Raw genomic sequence first — 15,790 nt, 5'->3', positions numbered from 1 at the left:
CATCGGTAATACTTTTTCATTTTTTTTTATGAAACTATAAATCATCGACCGCTCTTGGAAAAAATGCCGATTGCTTTTTTTAATATATCACGTTTTAACTCGGCATCTTTGAGTCTGTTCTATAGTTTATGAATTTTTTCATGCTCTGGAGTTAGTTTTATTTTTCCTTTTCCAGGAAAGCTTCCTTCTCCAAACTCTTCGAACTCTTTGCTCCTACTAATATAACTGTGGTGCTGTTATTCCTAACTCTCTGGCAAACTCTTATATGTTGGTTCTATCGTAACTCAATTAGACTACTTTCTCTTTAAGAGCTTTGTCATAAATTTTGCGGACTTGTTTCATAGGGTAAAATTATGATTATTTGTTAACTTTCTATGACGGCTAAGTTAGCATGTCCACGACTTGAATTAATTATTCTGTCAATACCTGTAAAGCATTGTGAAAACGAACAAATATTGAAAAAAATAGCACAATAGTGCAAGGAAATCAACCTCTCAAATATCTAAGTTTGCTATTCTATGAAATTAACCAATTAATTGTTTATTAATTCAAGTTACTACTTGAGATAGTAAAAAAAAATATAGTAGGAGGTTAAGTAAAATTGTTTTTATGATGTTAAAGTACCAGTACTAACCACAAAAGATCTAATTCCAATAGCCTTTCATTTTGCACAAGAAAAACGGGAAAAGATTGATGCGCTAGAACAATAAAAAAGTAAAAAAATCAAAATGAGAAAAAAGAGTAGAGACAACAATAGGCGGTATAAAGTAAAGTGTTCTCTAAAACAATCCATGCAGTTACATTGGAAGGATTTTTTATAAAACTAACTCTATTTGACTTTGGATTACAATTAAATAAAACTATTAACTAGCAACTTGAATTAATTAATCTAATTTAAAACCAAAATAAATAAATGTTAAAACCAAAACTAATTATGAAACAAAAAAGAAAAAAAGAAAGTACTTTTTCGGGTTTCGGATTATTATTGATTGTGGTGTTTTTAACCATGACGTCAATTAGTTCGAATGCCCAAGATAGAATTGCAGGTGTGGTAAAGGATGAGAGCGGCTTTCCGTTACCTGGTGTAAATGTAATTCAAAAAGAGACTAAAAAAGGTGTAGTGACAGATTTTGAAGGGCGTTATACCATTTCAGTAACTAAAGGAGCGAAGACTTTAGTATTCAATTATGTGGGTTTTTCAACTAAAGAAGTTGCAATTGGTGGTAACAAAGTAATCAATGTTACACTTAAGGAATCTACGGAATCATTAAATGAGGTCGTTATCATTGGTTATGCTGCGGTTGAAAGAAAGAAAGTATTAGGTTCAATATCTGGTGTAAAGGCCGAATCTATTGAGCAGGCTACACCGGTTAGTGCTCTTGAGGGAGTTCAAGGTAAACTTTCTGGGGTACAGATTTTAACAAATGGAGGTCCTGGAGGCGGTTTTGATATACGTGTTCGTGGGGTGTCAACTTTTGGTTCAGGTACAAATCCTTTGTATGTAGTTGATGGTCAGCAATTAGATGATATTGATAATTTAGATCCTAATAGTATTGAGTCTCTTGAAGTTTTAAAAGATGGCGCCACAGCCGCGATTTATGGTTCTAAAGCAGCTAATGGTGTTGTGTTGATTACTACAAAATCAGGTAAAAAGGGAGAAATAAAAGTAGATATTACAAGTAATACAGGCTACAATAGTTTAGTAGGAGATTTAAGGGTTTCAAATACACGTCAAAGAATTCTTTATGAGAAACTAAGACAGAATAACCCCGCTAATATAACAGGTTTTGAAAGAGATTCTTTGGGTTTACTTCGTAGAAACTCATGGGACTTACAAAAATTAATTACGAGAGTAGCTATTAGACAGCAGACCAATGTTGCACTTACATCTGGTAGCGATAAGACGAGAGTGTATTGGGATACAGGTTTTATTGATCAGAAAGGAATTATCTTAAATAGCGGCTACAAAAGGATGAGTACGATATTTAAAGTGGATGTTAATTTATCAAAAAAATTCACTTTAGGAAGTAAGATTAATTTAAGTTATGAAGATACTAATGGTATAAATGAGAGTAGTGTATTGCAGCAGATAGTGGAACGAATTCCTTATTTTCCAGTATTTGAACCTGATGGTAGTTATTCACCTGAAATCGCAGGTAGAAGAAATCCATTGGCACAAACCTTATTGACTAATAGGAATAGAGATTACAGAGCACAAGTTTTTAACTATGCTCAGTATGAAATTGCACCTAAACTTACATTTAAATCAACTTTAGGAATAAATTACAGATCTAATAAATACAACTATTTTAGTCCACTGATTACAGAGACTCAACCTAATCCTCCAGAAGGTCAGGAAAGATATTCTCTTACTTATGACATACAACAAGAAAATTTTATAAATTATAGAAAATCATGGAAAAAACATACTACGGGTGCATTTGCAGGAATGCAAATCCAAAAGTATGGCTCTGAAGTTTTTGATATAGGTTCTAAATTTATTAATGAATACATACAAACATTTGGTAATGCTGATCCAGCAACGATTGGTATTTCAACAAGAACGAGAAATAGTACCCACTCTCTCTATTCCTTATTTGCAGGATTCAACTATGATTATGATGGCAAATATTTGATCTCAGCTACCATGCGCCGTGATGGTTCGTCAAGGTTTGGAACGAATAATAAATTTGGAAATTTTCCATCGGCCAGTTTAGGATGGAAATTAAGTAAAGAAAATTTCTTAAAAGACAGTAATACAGTTAGCAACTTATTAGTAAGAGGAAGTTATGGTATTGTGGGGAACGAACGCATAGATGACTTTGATTTTACAGGAACTTATGCTGCGGGTTATAATTATGGGCTTTTAGGAGGTATTGCACCTTCAGTATTAGGGAATCCTGATTTGAAATGGGAACAAACGGCTTCTGCTAACTTAGGTTTTGATTTAGGGTTGTTTAAGGACAGACTGTCATTGAATGTTGATTTGTGGAAAAAAGTTACTTCGGATTTATTATATGATGTACCATTGGCAGAAGAATCAGGTTATACAAGTATCCGTAAAAATGTAGGTAATGTGGATAATAAAGGTATTGATATAGCAGTTAGCGCTACCATTTTTAAAACTAAGAATTTTTCTTGGAATAGTAGTTTTAATATTGCGTATCAAGAAAATAAAGTGACTAAGTTAGACAAAGGAGTGTCATTTGAAACAGGGGCTTATAAAGTAGAAGAAGGACAGCCTATAGGTAATATTTTTGGTTACACTAATTTAGGTATTTATCAATATAATGAGTCTAATGCATATGCACCTGATGGGACTAGGTTAACTCCTAATTTTAATGACGCGGGTGTTTTTCAAAATTATACTTTGAATGGTGCAGCATATACAGGAGTAGTTAAAAAGAATACTCTAGGCGGAGCAGTTCTAGAAGGTGGAGATATTATCTGGGAAGATCTTAATAATGATAATGTTATTACTGCTGATGACAGAAAGGTTTTAGGAAATGGAATTCCTAAATATTATGGTGGTTTTTCGAATGAATTTAAATACAAAAATCTTAAGTTAAGTTTCCTTTTTGATTATAGTTTAGGACAAGATATTTATAGAAGATGGAATGAAGCTACTAATGATTTGAGTAGTAATAATGAAACCCCAGGACCTGATTATATTGAAGGTTCATGGAGAAATCCTGGTGATATTACTGTTTATCCAAGGTTAACAAGAGTGGCTCAAAATAGAAATGCACCGAATAGTTTTTTTGTTACTCCAGGAGATTATATCAAATTACGCTATGTAAAGTTTAATTATGATTTTCCTAAAACCTTCCTGAAAAACATAAAAGGTATTAGTTCTTTCTCTTTAAATTTTGCTGTTAATAATGTTTTGACTTGGACAAACTACGTAGGATATAATCCTGAATTAGGGAATCGAGGAAATGCTTTGCAACCTGGACTCGACAATTTGAGGTATCCTAATAACCGTGAGTTTATCGTAGGCTTAAAAGTGCAATTAAAATAATAACAAAAAATATGATAATAATGAAAAAATATATTGACACTTCAAGAATCAAGATTTTTGCTCTGCTACTAACTGTCGTGGCTTTGAGTACATCTTGTAATGATATATTAGATTTACAACCTATTAGTGAAATAGGTCAGGATAATTTTTGGAAGACCAATAAGGATGCTGAATCAGGTGTCATCGGAATTTACGATGGTATGCAGGCAGCTTATAGAGAAAAATATTTTTTATGGGGTGAATGTCGTTCTGATAATGAATGGATATTTAATGCGTCAGCATCGGCCTTTAATATCGAGTTATCGAATCAAAATATTACAAATGCAAATGCATCTTCTTTAAAATGGGATGTGTTTTACAATATGATTAATAGATGTAATCTTGCTATCAAAAACATACCAGCGATTCCAGCTCATGATAAAAATTTCTTAGCAGAAGCCTATGCAGTTAGAGCATTTGCGTATTTTGATGCTATAAGAGTTTGGGGCGCAGTTCCTTTATATACGGAGCCTACTCTAGGTATTGATAATATTGAAAAATCGAGAACTGATGCTACAACTGTAATGAACACAGTTATTATTCCTGATATGCTAAAAGCAGAGGAATTAATGACTAGAACAAATGATAAGTTTAGATTTTCAAAAGTAAGTGTACTTTGTTTACAGGCCGAAGTGTATATGTGGCTTAAAGATTACCCAAAAGCAAAGGAAGCATTAGATAAAATGATTGCTATTGGTGGACATAGCCTAGTAACTTCTGTTCAAGCATGGGAAGATTTGTTTTATAACAATCCTCCGAGTGTTAATATCTCAGGTCTTAGAGGTAAGATACAAACAGGTCCAGAACTAATGTTTTCCATTAATTATAATCTAGCTGAAGAACAAGATAATCCGGGAAGTAGAAATGCTAATAGATCAGGTGTTGCGAATTTGTTTTTTGCGGGTCTTCCATCATTTTATATGTCTCCTACAGTAGAGGCTAAATGGCAAGAAAAATTTCCAATTGATAAAGCAGGTTGGGAAGCTAAATATCCAGGAGTAGCACCAGTACTCACTAGAGAAGTATCAACTACTGTTGGTGGTGTTATAGTAAATACGACTGAACCAGTATATGGAGATTGGCGTTATTTTTTATGTAGAGAAGGTGGTTTTGCCAGTTTTGGAAGTTTCCCAGTGGGTCAAGCTCGTATTGCAAAATGGCAAAAAACCAATTTTAATGTTCAATTTGATGAAACTGATATCGTAATTTATCGTTATGCGGGTATGTTATTATTGTTGGCTGAGGCCGAAAATCAATTAAATAATACTCCTGGTGTGGTTCCTACCACTAACAAGGCGTTGACTTTAGTTAATCAAATTAGAACTGCTAGAAAATTACCATTGGTAACGCCAACTGAATTTGGTGCAACCAAAGAAGCTAGGGAAAATTTTATTTTGGATGAAAGACAATTAGAATTATTTGGCGAAGGTAAAAGATGGTGGGATTTGGTTAGAACAAACATAGCCATTGATATTATAAATGCAAAAAATGCTTCAATACCTGGAACAGTTCCTTTGACTAATGATAGAATATTATTTCCCGTATATTTTGAGCATTTGATTGAAAATCCAAAATTGTTGCCCCAAAACCTAGGATATACTAACTAATTTAATTGAAAAAGATTATGAAAATAAAAATTTTAAAATATGTTAGCATCCTGACGTTGTTGTTAGGGCTAACAGCCTGTGATAATTTACCTCTACAAGACCAATATGATTTTAATCCAGAAGTGGATACTACTGATCCTTTTGCGAATATGACCGCCTGGGAATATATACAAACGAGAAATCCGGCTTTACTTTCAACTGGCAAGTATATTAATGATGATTTTAATTATTTGGTTGAAGCTATTAAAAAAGCAGATATGGTTGAGGAGTTTAATCAAGTTACAACCAAGGATAGAACCTATTTGTTGTTGAATAATACTGCTTTTACGGGCTCTGGAAATGTTATTCAAATTGTAACAGGGTCATCTAGTGTTCCAACAGGTGAAACCGCTGAGCAAACAATGGCTAAAGTGAATACTCCTGAAAAATTAGAAAAACTTAAAAAAGTATTGCGGTACCATATAGTTACTACTTATATCGCACAAGTCCCTACTTTGTATAATTATGATGTATGGTATTTATTTCAAACCTTAATTCCTGGTGTTGACGGTTTGATTGCCTTTTCGCGTGACGTAAGATGGACAATAACCATTAATAGAGACCCAGCACCATTGCCTGCTACAGCTTTAGCAGAATGGGAAACGGTTTATAATCACAATTATGTTTTTAAAAATGGTATTGGACATATGTTACGTGATCCTGTTAGAAACAAACCATATTAATATTTTACATATAAAGCCAATTAAGTTGCTTTTTGTAAAGTGTAAAATTTAGTTTGTGTTTAGTTTTTTTTTTACCTCTTTAGTAAATTGTTGTTTACTAAAGAGGTTTTGTTCTAAAAAAAGAAGTGAAAAACCATCCTAATAAAAGTTAAACAAATAAAACCTTGTTCCTTGATGAATATAAATAAAATAAAATATTGTTTCCTGATAGCCTCGCTTCTTTCAACTATTGTCTGTGATGCTCAAAAATCAAAAATTAATATGCCCAAAGGTCGTATTGCATTTAGCTCTGATGGGAATTTACATGATTCTGATGATTGGGGGGCTACTGCTTTTTCATTAGCCTTTTTGCATTATGCTGGTTTAAAAGAGAAATTTGTCCACTATGACTACAACAATCATTTAGGTAACTCTAGAGAGGGTTGGGAAAAAATCATGGATGATGTAGCCAAAGGTGGTGCAAAACGTTTTGGACTTGATGTGACAAAAGTGTTTAATGACCAAACTGAAAAAGAGGCTGCAATAGCCAATTTTGTAAAAGAAGCTAAAAAGAGCAGTGTAAAAAATCCACTCTGGTTTATCTGTGCTGGACCAATGCAAATGGCTTATACAATGATAGCTGCAACTCCAGAAGATAAAAGGCAATTTATTCATGCTATCTCTCATAGTAAATGGAATAATGAACACAGTCATGGAGAAACTGAAAAAACATGGCTAGATATGAAGAATGATTTTCCAACGGTTACTTACTATGATATTATAGACCAAAACAAATCAAATGGAGAAGACGATTTTCAGTCTCATATAGTTAATTGGCAATGGTTGAAAAATAGCCTTAATAAAGACTGGCAATGGCTATATTCGATGGATGATACCTATCAAGTAGATAAGTTGGAACGTTGGAAATCTAATACCGAAAAACATTTTGATATTTCAGATGCTGGAATGACTTATTGGTTGATTACAGGTGGTCCCAATGGTGGAAATGATAAAGCTGGTTGGAAAGAAGTGAAAGCACTTTTTGAAAATAAATCCATTGAAAATAGTAATCCAACACCTGAAATAAAACTGGAAGCAAACGATTATATCTTTATGGAAGCTGAAAATACTGTTTCTAATTTAAAAGAATGGAATCTTGTGAAAATGGGTGATGAAAATTACGTAAAAAATGCCTCTGGTGGAACATTTATTGAATTTACAGGAAATGAGCCTAATACTGGAGAACCTAATTCCCCTTTGGAATACACCTTTGTAGCTCCAAAAGACGGAAATTTCAGATTACTGATGATGACTAGCAAACGGTTAGAAGGGAGTCGAGGTGATTTGTGTAATGATGTCTTTGTGAAAATGGAAGGTGATTTCACATCAGCCACTAATTTACCTAAAGATGATTTGGAGCATTATTTAAAATATTTTCAAGAAGGAAGTACAAAAACACCTGAGTTAGAATGGCATTGGGGACAAAGAGCAGAAAAAGGAACGCATCAATTTTATAATCTAATTTACGGATTCAAAAAAGGATCAAAATACACTTTAACTTTAGCTGGTAGGTCTCAGCGTTTTAGTGTGGATTATTTAGTGTTTTATGATGTAGATAAGTTTAGTTTGATAAGTGCTAAAGAGTTTTTTTTAAAAGAAAATTAATAATAATATTAAAATTAGGCTTAGTATTAAGAATAATGTCATTAAGGTAAGTTTTATTCTTAGTGATAAAATATGATAACCTTTAAAAAAAATAATAAAAAATGGTAAGTAAGACAAAATTCAAATCAATATTTTTAGCGATAGTTATTAATTTCTCATTTTGTGGTTACACAATAGCACAAGATGTCTTTGATAAATCTAAAATTGAGAATTCAATGATTCAAGCTTTAGAATGGCAGGAAGCACATCCTATTTTTGCAGATGCTCCAACAGATTGGACAGTAGGTGCTTATTATGTGGGTGTGGCAAGAGCACATGCAGTAACAAAAAATCAAATTTTTGAAGCAGCTCTAAAAAATCAGGGCTATCGTAATAATTGGGAAACATATAAACGAGTATATCATGCTGATGATGTCGCTATTTCATATAGTTATATTTATTTAGATATGGAATCTGGGAGAAAAAATCTTGTTGATTTGAAACCAACAGAAAATTTTTTGAAAGCCCATTTGTATAAACCTAATTCATGGAAAGAAGGTACGGATAAAGCTCCTGAAAAAAATATTTTATGGTGGTGGTGTGATGCCTTATTTATGACTCCCCCAGTATTAAACTTGTATGCAAAGCACGCTAAAGATGAGACTTATCTTGATGAAATGCATAAGTATTATATGGAAACCTATAATAAACTGTATGATAAGCAAGAGCGTTTATTCGCAAGAGATGCTCGTTTTATATGGACTGGTAGTAATACAGATAAAAAAGAACCAAACGGAAAAAAAGTTTTTTGGTCAAGAGGTAATGGTTGGGTAATTTCGGGTTTAGCATTGATTTTAACTGATATGCCAGGTACTTATAAACACCGTCAATTTTATGAAAAGCTTTATTTAGAAATGTCTGAGAGAATACTTGAATTACAATCTAAAGATGGCTTATGGTACACTAGTTTATTGTCACCTGATAGCTACAATCATGGAGAAGCGAGTGGCAGTGGTTTTCATACTTATGCGTTGGCTTGGGGAATTAACAATGGTTTGTTGGATAAAAAAAAATACTTGCCAGCTGTAAAGAAAGCGTGGAATGCATTAACCAAGTGCCAACATAAGAATGGAATGATAGGTTGGGTACAAAATATTGGGGCTTTTCCAGAACCAGCTACTGTGGATAGCTGGCAAAATTTTGGAACTGGTGCTTACTTGTTGGCAGGTAGTGAAGTCCTAAAATTGAAAAAGTGAGTTTATCATATATTAAAAGGTAGTGTTTCACTAACTGTGTAAGTTGAAAAGTTATTCTGAAAAAAATCGGAATAACTTTTTTTTATTTTTAACATTATCCAATTATGATGGAAAAAACTATTTTACATCTGATTTGACTCCAAATGAATTTATTCAACACATTCGTCTAAAAAAAGGAGTACAACTTTTAGAACAAGGCAAAATAAATATTTCAGAGATAAGTTATAAATTAGGTTTTAAAACTCAAAAAAACTTTAGTAGATGCTTCACTAAAAAATTCGGAATCAAAGCCATAGAATATATTAAAACTTTTTCCGATTTTTAGTACTTTCTTTATTAATCATTGATAATTTGTTATGCGAAAAAAGTCTCACAATTAGAGGTGTATTTTAGATCATAAAATTAAAGTATGACCAATATTATTGAATTAGGATTTTTTTTGCTGAGCATTTTAGTCTTATTACTAAGATTGTGGATATAAAGAACTTTAAAATTTAATAGATAAGTTAACTTTGTTGTAATATTTTTTTTACTTCGAATGTGCAATAAAATTCATTAAATTATGTTAAGATTAATATGTCAGAATTTACAACTCTTATTTAGAAGTAAAAAATAAAGTTGTATTGAAGATATCACTCTGTAATATTAAATATTAATGCAAATCTTTTTAAGACATAGCGTTTAGTTTCTCATTTTTGATTCATTTATATAATATAAAACTTATTGGGAAAGCTTATTTTATTTGTACAGGCTATGTTTTTTTAAGAAATTAAAATGAACATAAAATGGAAAGGTCTTTAGATAATTTACTTATTGAAGTAAAAGAATATGAAAAGAAAGTTTCAGGAGAAACAGATAATATAATAGAAGAATCGTATAGAATTACTACTTATTTGAGGGAATTGTTAAATAGCGTTAAACAGAAAATTGTAGTTGAAGGTTTTAAGGATGACACTGAAGAGATTAATTTTTTTAAAAATATAAAACCTCAAATATTAGGGAAGTTAATTTATTATAACAAAGTGTTTAGGATAGAGACATCCTGTCCTGTGAATAATGGAAAAATGTACCATACTTTTTTTTCTAATGAATTAGAAGATTTAAAACAAGAGTATAATGACCACATTTGCAATTCTGATTTTTATAGGTACTATCGAGCCAGAAGAACTGATAGGGATACAGAATATTTTAAACTAGGCAAAATCAACTATCACAATGGATTAAACAGTTTTGTTTTTGAAATAGACACTAGTTTTTCAACTTATTATGATTATAAGATTGCCAGAATTATTGCTAATGAATTGCTGTATGCTTATTTATTAGCTAAAACCCACACAGATCATAAAACAGAATTCATGCTACAAAGTCCTGAATCCACCAAAGAAATTTTTTGGACCGGTTCTAAAAATGCTCTAATTGAATTAATTTATGCCTTACATGCTTCAGGAGTTATTTCACATGGTAAAATTGGCATTCGAAAAATTAGTTTAGCTTTCCACATTTTATTTAGAATTCCCTTAGGAGATATTCATCATGCTTTTCATCGAATGAAGGATAGAGCGGGTTCAAGAACCACATTTTTAGACCAACTGAAACTAGCCATGGAAGAGTACATGGATAAAGATTTAGCATAATCTCATCCTTCTTGTTTACTTACAGCGTTTTCAATACGCTGTTTTTTTATGGCCATGAGTGCCAATGGGTAAAAAAGGATTTTGGGATTAATTCCCCCTTTTTTTAAGCTACAATAATAACAGTTTCAGGGTAAACATACTCATTATAAAATTTTAAAAATCGTCATTTCCAATTGGTACAACTTGGCGGATAATTATCATGCTGCTTGTCAAATTTGTACCGCTTATAATAAGTAATTGTAAATGAATACAAATAAAAGGATAGCAGTATGAATATTAACAGAATGGAATTTTTAGCATGGATGGAGCGTATCATGGATCGCTTTGATATTTTAAATGAGCATATAATTGATGTTCAAAAGCTACGAAATACAATTGACGGAGAAGAATTGCTGGATAATCAAGATCTTCTACAGATGCTTAAAATAAGTGGACGTTCACTTCAGCGTTACCGTTCATCAGGTAAACTACCGTATTATACAATCAGTGGAAAGCTTTATTATAAACTATCAGATGTGCACCAGTTTATTCGAGATAGTTTTAATAACCCCTTTAAAAAACAGGACAAAAAGTGAAAACTAATGCCACTAGAAGTCAATTTTGAAATAAGTTTTTTTTATCTAATTATTTTCGGGATAGCAAATTATAAATGTGGCAGTAATGGACAAACATACTATAGAAGAACCAAAATTTCAAGAACAATTTTCGGATGTTTTGTTAGTTCTCGATAACCAAAAAAAGAAGATTGAGGTAGTCAAGGGTATTGGAAAAAATCAGGAACGGCAAACTGTTTCACCTGAAGAAAAGAATGACAGCCAGTTTATGCGAGTAGACAAACACGGGGATCTGTTTACTAATTTTTTTAGCAATTTTCATCAGCAATTCAAGAATCCTACACATTTCCACTTTTTTAGAGTACCAGCACTGAGAGCAGTTGATGTAGCTAATAAAATGCAAAATGCCATTGAAAACCCTACCAAAGATGGAGAAAAACTATTTGTAAAACATGAAATAAAAATAGATTATAAATCAAAAAATAGGAATACTATGGAAACAACACAATCAACAACAGAAACTGAAAACCGTTTTAAATTAGAACAAATAGATTGGAAAGCTTTGTCTGATCTGGGATTAAGTAAAGAACGTCTCGAAAAAATGAACTTAATTGATCCATTATTAAAAGGCTATAAAACCAATGAACTAGTACCCATAAGTCTTAATTTGGGAACTGCAATTACTCGTATGGATGCAAGACTTTCTTTGCAAACCAATGATGACGGACAGGTCGTAGTTGCCATACATGGCATTCGCAAAGAACCGCAATTGAATTTTCCATTCTTCGGTCATGAATTTACAAAAGAAGATAAGGAAAACTTACTTAAAACAGGAAACATAGGACGAGTGGTTGATTTAACCAATCCCAAAACTGGTGAAACTATTCCTTCCATTATTAGTGTTGATAGATTAACTAACGAACTCATTGCACTACGTTCCAATCTTATCAAAATACCTGAGGAAATAAAGGGAGTAAAGTTGGATGAACAACAAAAGCAAGTTTTAATGGAAGGTAAACCGTTGTACATTGAAGGTATGATTTCAAAAAAGGGTGATCCTTTCAATGCAACTGTGCAATTCAATGCAGACAAGCGTTATGTAGAATTTCTTTTCGATAGAACAAATAGTAAGCAATCTCAAAACCAGCAAGAAGAGGCACCACGAAATTTTAGAGGAAAAGAACTTGACGAACAACAATATCAAAAGTTCAAGGAGGGGCAAACTGTTTATGTAAGTGGTTTGGTTGACAAAAAAGGGAAAGAATATCAAGGATATATCACATTTGACAAAGAAACTGCAAAAACAGTTTTCTCTTTTGATAACCCTAACAAATTAAAGGAAAAAGCACAACCAAAAGAAGAAAGCAAAACTCAAGTTGCGGTTAATTCCGAAGGCAAAACCAATGAAGCTACTAAAAATAGTAAAGAACCTTTGAAAAAAGAACAGATTAATCCTGATTCTAAGAAGCAACAAGAGCAACAGGAAAAACCGAAAGTAGCTGCTAAATCAAAAGCACGAAAACTTTAATCACTCGAAAAGTTAAGTAGATGAAAGTAGTAATTGCTGAAAAACCAAGTGTTGCAAGGGAAATAGCTAGCCTGTTAGGAGCCATCGAAAAGAAAGATGGTTACCTAACAGGCAATGGCTATTGTGTCACTTGGGCATTCGGGCATCTAGTTACTTTGGCTATGCCTGAAGAATATGGTGTTTTAGGATTTCAAAGAGAAACTTTACCCATATTGCCTGAGCCTTTCTTACTAACAGTGCGTAAGAAAAGAGAAAATAATCATTATAAACCAGATGCAGGTGTACTGAAACAATTAAAAACAATTGAAAAGCTTTTAAAAAATTGCGAAAGTATCATTGTCGCTACGGATGCTGGTCGTGAAGGCGAACTAATCTTCCGTTATATTTATGATTATTTAAAATGTCGTAAACCATTTGAACGTTTATGGATTAGTTCTTTAACAGAAAAAGCCATTCTCAAAGGATTTGAAAATTTAAAAGCAGGAAAAGATTTTGATGGTTTATATTTTGCAGCAGCAGCTAGAAGCCAAGCTGATTGGTTAGTAGGTATTAATGCTTCGCAAGCTTTAACGATTGTCTCAGGAGGGGGGATTTATTCTCTTGGAAGAGTACAGACACCAACATTAGTGCTTATTTGTAAACGATTTTTGGAAAACAAAATGTTTGTCGTTACAAAATATTGGCAAATAGAGTTAGAACATCGTAAAGATTTTATTGATTTCAAAAGTCTTTCCGCTATCAAATGGGATCAGAGTAAACAGGCGAATGATTCTTTGAAATTTATACAGAGACAGGGAGTGGCTACAGTGGTATCACTAGAAACAAAAACGGTACATGAACAACCACCTTTACTATTTGACCTTACTGCATTACAGAAGGAAGCTAATATAAAATTGAATTTATCTGCTGAAGAAACTCTTTCGATTGCCCAAAGTCTTTACGAGAAGAAATTTATTAGTTATCCACGTACGGGAAGTAAGTTTATACCTGAAGATTTATGGATAGAAATACCTAAATTGATACAAGTAATAAGTGAGTTGGAAAAATTTAAGGATATTATTCGTCAAATGAAAATAGGACGTTTGAATAAGCGTATTGTTAATGATTTAAAAGTTACTGATCATCATGGTTTATTGATTACTGATAAAATTCCATCTGCATTGTCAATCAAAGAGAAAGCTATTTATGAAATGGTTGCCTACCGCTTAATTGAGGCCGTGTCTTCAATTTGTACAAAAGAGCTAACTGATATTACTTTAGAAGTAGTTAATTCTGAATTTAAGTTGAAAGGAAGCAAAATTATTGAACCTGGTTGGAGGTTGGTCAAGGGAAGTTTCCTTGATGATAACGATTCTGTTCAAGATTTACCTGAATTTAAAATAGGCGATGAGGTAAAAATTAAGCAGGCAAAAGTTTTGGAAAAGAAAACCAAACCTCCCGTTCTTTACACCGAAGCAAGTTTGCTGGCAGCAATGGAAAATGCTGGAAAACAGATTGACGACGAAAAAGAGCGTAAAATACTTCAAGAAATAGGGATTGGAACACCAGCAACACGAGCCAGTATTATTGAAACACTTTTCAAAAGGGAGTATATCAAAAGAGAAAAAAAATCTCTATTGCCAACAGAAAAAGGATTAAAGGTTTACGAATGGGTAAAGGATAATAAAATTGCTGATGTAGCGATGACAGCCGAATGGGAACTAGAATTGCAAAAGATTGAAAATAATGAAGCAGATGCAGTACACTTTCAAAGGCGAATGGAAGACTTTACTAAGACAATTACAAAAGAATTACTTGAGTTATCAGTTGAGAACGAAAAACAGCCAGATTTAATTTGTCCGAAATGCAAAAATCAAAAAATAATAATACGCGATAAATTAATCAAATGCCCCAAGGAAAGTTGTAACTGGGTTCAGTTTCGAAATATATGTGGTGTTCAGTTAAGTCTAGAGAATTTGGAAATGTTAATCAATAAAGGTAAAACGGGAATTTTAAAAGGAATGACAAGCAAATCTGGGAAAAAATTTGATGCATTCATTGTAATGGATGAAAAAGGGGAGACCACTTTTTCTTTTCCTCAAAAGAAAAAGAAGTAATAACGAAGCTGCTCTCGGTTTAAACCAATTTTTTATTGCCTTGTATTTGAGAGTTTGAATCAGAAATGAAAACAAGAAAAGGCTATTTCACTTACCATGTGAAATAGCCTTTTTTACTATTTTTTCGACTCGTTCAACGATGATTTTCGGAATTCTTTTAAAAGCTTTTCTAATTCTAGAGAAGATTTACGGGCTCTAGTTCCAGCGGCTTTATTTCCTTTTTCAGTTTGTAAGTCAGCATCCGATTTGAATGTTTCAAACTCTGTAGCAATTTTTTCGATTAGTTCTTTCATGTTTTTTTTCTTTTGAATAAGGAGTAAAAATAATAATATCAAATGAAATCTTATGTGGATAATGATTTTTTTTCTTTTTGATACAATCAGTGAATTTGTAAACTAAAAGTGGTAACTAATTAAATTTAAAATTAGGTAAACGAAATTATGTGTTTTTTCTTATTTTAAAATTGACTATATTTGGATTGTTTAATCAATAAAACCTATAAATTATGGCACTTAAACCAGGACCGAAAAGAATAGCAGATTCCACAGGAAAACCAGATCGACGTCAGCGTGACAACAAAAGTACACCAGGGAATACGCCTTCACTAAAACCATCTAAAAGTTCAGGGAAAAAGTGATTTTGTTCACTATTCTAAAAATGTAAATTGAGAAGTTTATACCTGTTTACGAGGAATACTGCCATTTCATAAA

General features: G+C 32.4%; 12 protein-coding genes and 1 pseudogene. 12 read left to right on the top strand and 1 reads right to left on the bottom strand.

Translation table 11 applies throughout. The features are described 5' to 3' along the window. Positions 1–599: 599 nt before the first annotated feature. The 11 genes and pseudogenes from ACNH59_RS01450 to ACNH59_RS01400 form a co-directional block, all read left to right on the top strand. Positions 600–871, top strand: a pseudogene (locus tag ACNH59_RS01450) (IS982 family transposase); the annotation flags it as partial. Between the two features lie 63 nt (positions 872–934). After that, complete coding sequence (locus tag ACNH59_RS01445; RefSeq protein WP_418263683.1) at positions 935–4,021, top strand: SusC/RagA family TonB-linked outer membrane protein; 3,087 nt, start codon at positions 935–937, stop codon at positions 4,019–4,021. 20 nt (positions 4,022–4,041) lie between these two features. Next, positions 4,042–5,667, top strand: a complete 1,626-nt coding sequence (locus ACNH59_RS01440; protein WP_418263682.1) for a RagB/SusD family nutrient uptake outer membrane protein — start codon at positions 4,042–4,044, stop codon at positions 5,665–5,667. Between the two features lie 17 nt (positions 5,668–5,684). After that, a complete protein-coding gene (locus ACNH59_RS01435; protein WP_418263681.1) occupies positions 5,685–6,389 on the top strand; it encodes a hypothetical protein in 705 nt (234 codons plus the stop codon). 174 nt (positions 6,390–6,563) lie between these two features. Continuing rightward, entirely contained in the window at positions 6,564–8,033 is a 1,470-nt protein-coding gene (locus ACNH59_RS01430; RefSeq protein WP_418263680.1) for a hypothetical protein, read from the top strand. 101 nt (positions 8,034–8,134) lie between these two features. Then, complete coding sequence (locus tag ACNH59_RS01425) at positions 8,135–9,268, top strand: glycoside hydrolase family 88/105 protein (protein WP_418263679.1); 1,134 nt, start codon at positions 8,135–8,137, stop codon at positions 9,266–9,268. Positions 9,269–9,311: 43 nt separating this feature from the next. Next, positions 9,312–9,593 (top strand): helix-turn-helix domain-containing protein, encoded by a 282-nt coding sequence (locus ACNH59_RS01420; protein ID WP_418263678.1) that lies wholly within the window; start codon positions 9,312–9,314, stop codon positions 9,591–9,593. A 460-nt stretch (positions 9,594–10,053) separates the two neighbouring features. Then, on the top strand, positions 10,054–10,902 hold the full coding sequence (locus tag ACNH59_RS01415) for an RteC domain-containing protein (protein WP_418263677.1): 849 nt from the start codon (positions 10,054–10,056) through the stop codon (positions 10,900–10,902). Between the two features lie 269 nt (positions 10,903–11,171). After that, entirely contained in the window at positions 11,172–11,477 is a 306-nt protein-coding gene (locus tag ACNH59_RS01410; protein ID WP_418263676.1) for a helix-turn-helix domain-containing protein, read from the top strand. Positions 11,478–11,562: 85 nt separating this feature from the next. Next, entirely contained in the window at positions 11,563–12,984 is a 1,422-nt protein-coding gene (locus tag ACNH59_RS01405) for a DUF3945 domain-containing protein (protein ID WP_418263675.1), read from the top strand. 20 nt (positions 12,985–13,004) lie between these two features. After that, the gene (locus tag ACNH59_RS01400; RefSeq protein WP_418263674.1) at positions 13,005–15,080 is read left to right on the top strand and encodes a DNA topoisomerase 3; all 2,076 of its coding nucleotides are present in this window, start codon (positions 13,005–13,007) and stop codon (positions 15,078–15,080) included. A gap of 116 nt (positions 15,081–15,196) precedes the next feature. Here the strand turns inward: ACNH59_RS01400 and ACNH59_RS01395 are convergent, their stop codons facing one another. After that, entirely contained in the window at positions 15,197–15,373 is a 177-nt protein-coding gene (locus ACNH59_RS01395) for a histone H1 (protein WP_418263673.1), read from the bottom strand. A gap of 212 nt (positions 15,374–15,585) precedes the next feature. Between ACNH59_RS01395 and ACNH59_RS01390 the strand changes: the two genes are divergently transcribed. Next, positions 15,586–15,717, top strand: coding sequence for a hypothetical protein (locus ACNH59_RS01390; RefSeq protein WP_418263672.1), 132 nt, complete (start codon positions 15,586–15,588; stop codon positions 15,715–15,717). The last annotated feature ends 73 nt before the right edge of the window (positions 15,718–15,790 follow it).

It is taken from the genome of Flavobacterium faecale, from assembly GCF_048320115.1.
Classification (GTDB): domain Bacteria; phylum Bacteroidota; class Bacteroidia; order Flavobacteriales; family Flavobacteriaceae; genus Flavobacterium; species Flavobacterium faecale_A.
Note: the sequence above shows the minus strand (reverse complement) of the source record. Positions and strands in the feature narration are given on the sequence as shown.

Excerpts from the sequence above, each read along its gene's own strand:
- ACNH59_RS01445 (WP_418263683.1), top strand. The coding sequence starts at position 935 with ATGAAACAAAAAAGAAAAAAAGAAAGTACTTTTTCGGGTTTCGGATTA.
- ACNH59_RS01440 (WP_418263682.1), top strand. The coding sequence starts at position 4,042 with ATGAAAAAATATATTGACACTTCAAGAATCAAGATTTTTGCTCTGCTA.
- ACNH59_RS01435 (WP_418263681.1), top strand. The coding sequence starts at position 5,685 with ATGAAAATAAAAATTTTAAAATATGTTAGCATCCTGACGTTGTTGTTA.
- ACNH59_RS01430 (WP_418263680.1), top strand. The coding sequence starts at position 6,564 with ATGAATATAAATAAAATAAAATATTGTTTCCTGATAGCCTCGCTTCTT.
- ACNH59_RS01425 (WP_418263679.1), top strand. The coding sequence starts at position 8,135 with ATGGTAAGTAAGACAAAATTCAAATCAATATTTTTAGCGATAGTTATT.
- ACNH59_RS01415 (WP_418263677.1), top strand. The coding sequence starts at position 10,054 with ATGGAAAGGTCTTTAGATAATTTACTTATTGAAGTAAAAGAATATGAA.
- ACNH59_RS01410 (WP_418263676.1), top strand. The coding sequence starts at position 11,172 with ATGAATATTAACAGAATGGAATTTTTAGCATGGATGGAGCGTATCATG.
- ACNH59_RS01405 (WP_418263675.1), top strand. The coding sequence starts at position 11,563 with ATGGACAAACATACTATAGAAGAACCAAAATTTCAAGAACAATTTTCG.
- ACNH59_RS01400 (WP_418263674.1), top strand. The coding sequence starts at position 13,005 with ATGAAAGTAGTAATTGCTGAAAAACCAAGTGTTGCAAGGGAAATAGCT.
- ACNH59_RS01395 (WP_418263673.1), bottom strand. The coding sequence starts at position 15,373 with ATGAAAGAACTAATCGAAAAAATTGCTACAGAGTTTGAAACATTCAAA.
- ACNH59_RS01390 (WP_418263672.1), top strand. The coding sequence starts at position 15,586 with ATGGCACTTAAACCAGGACCGAAAAGAATAGCAGATTCCACAGGAAAA.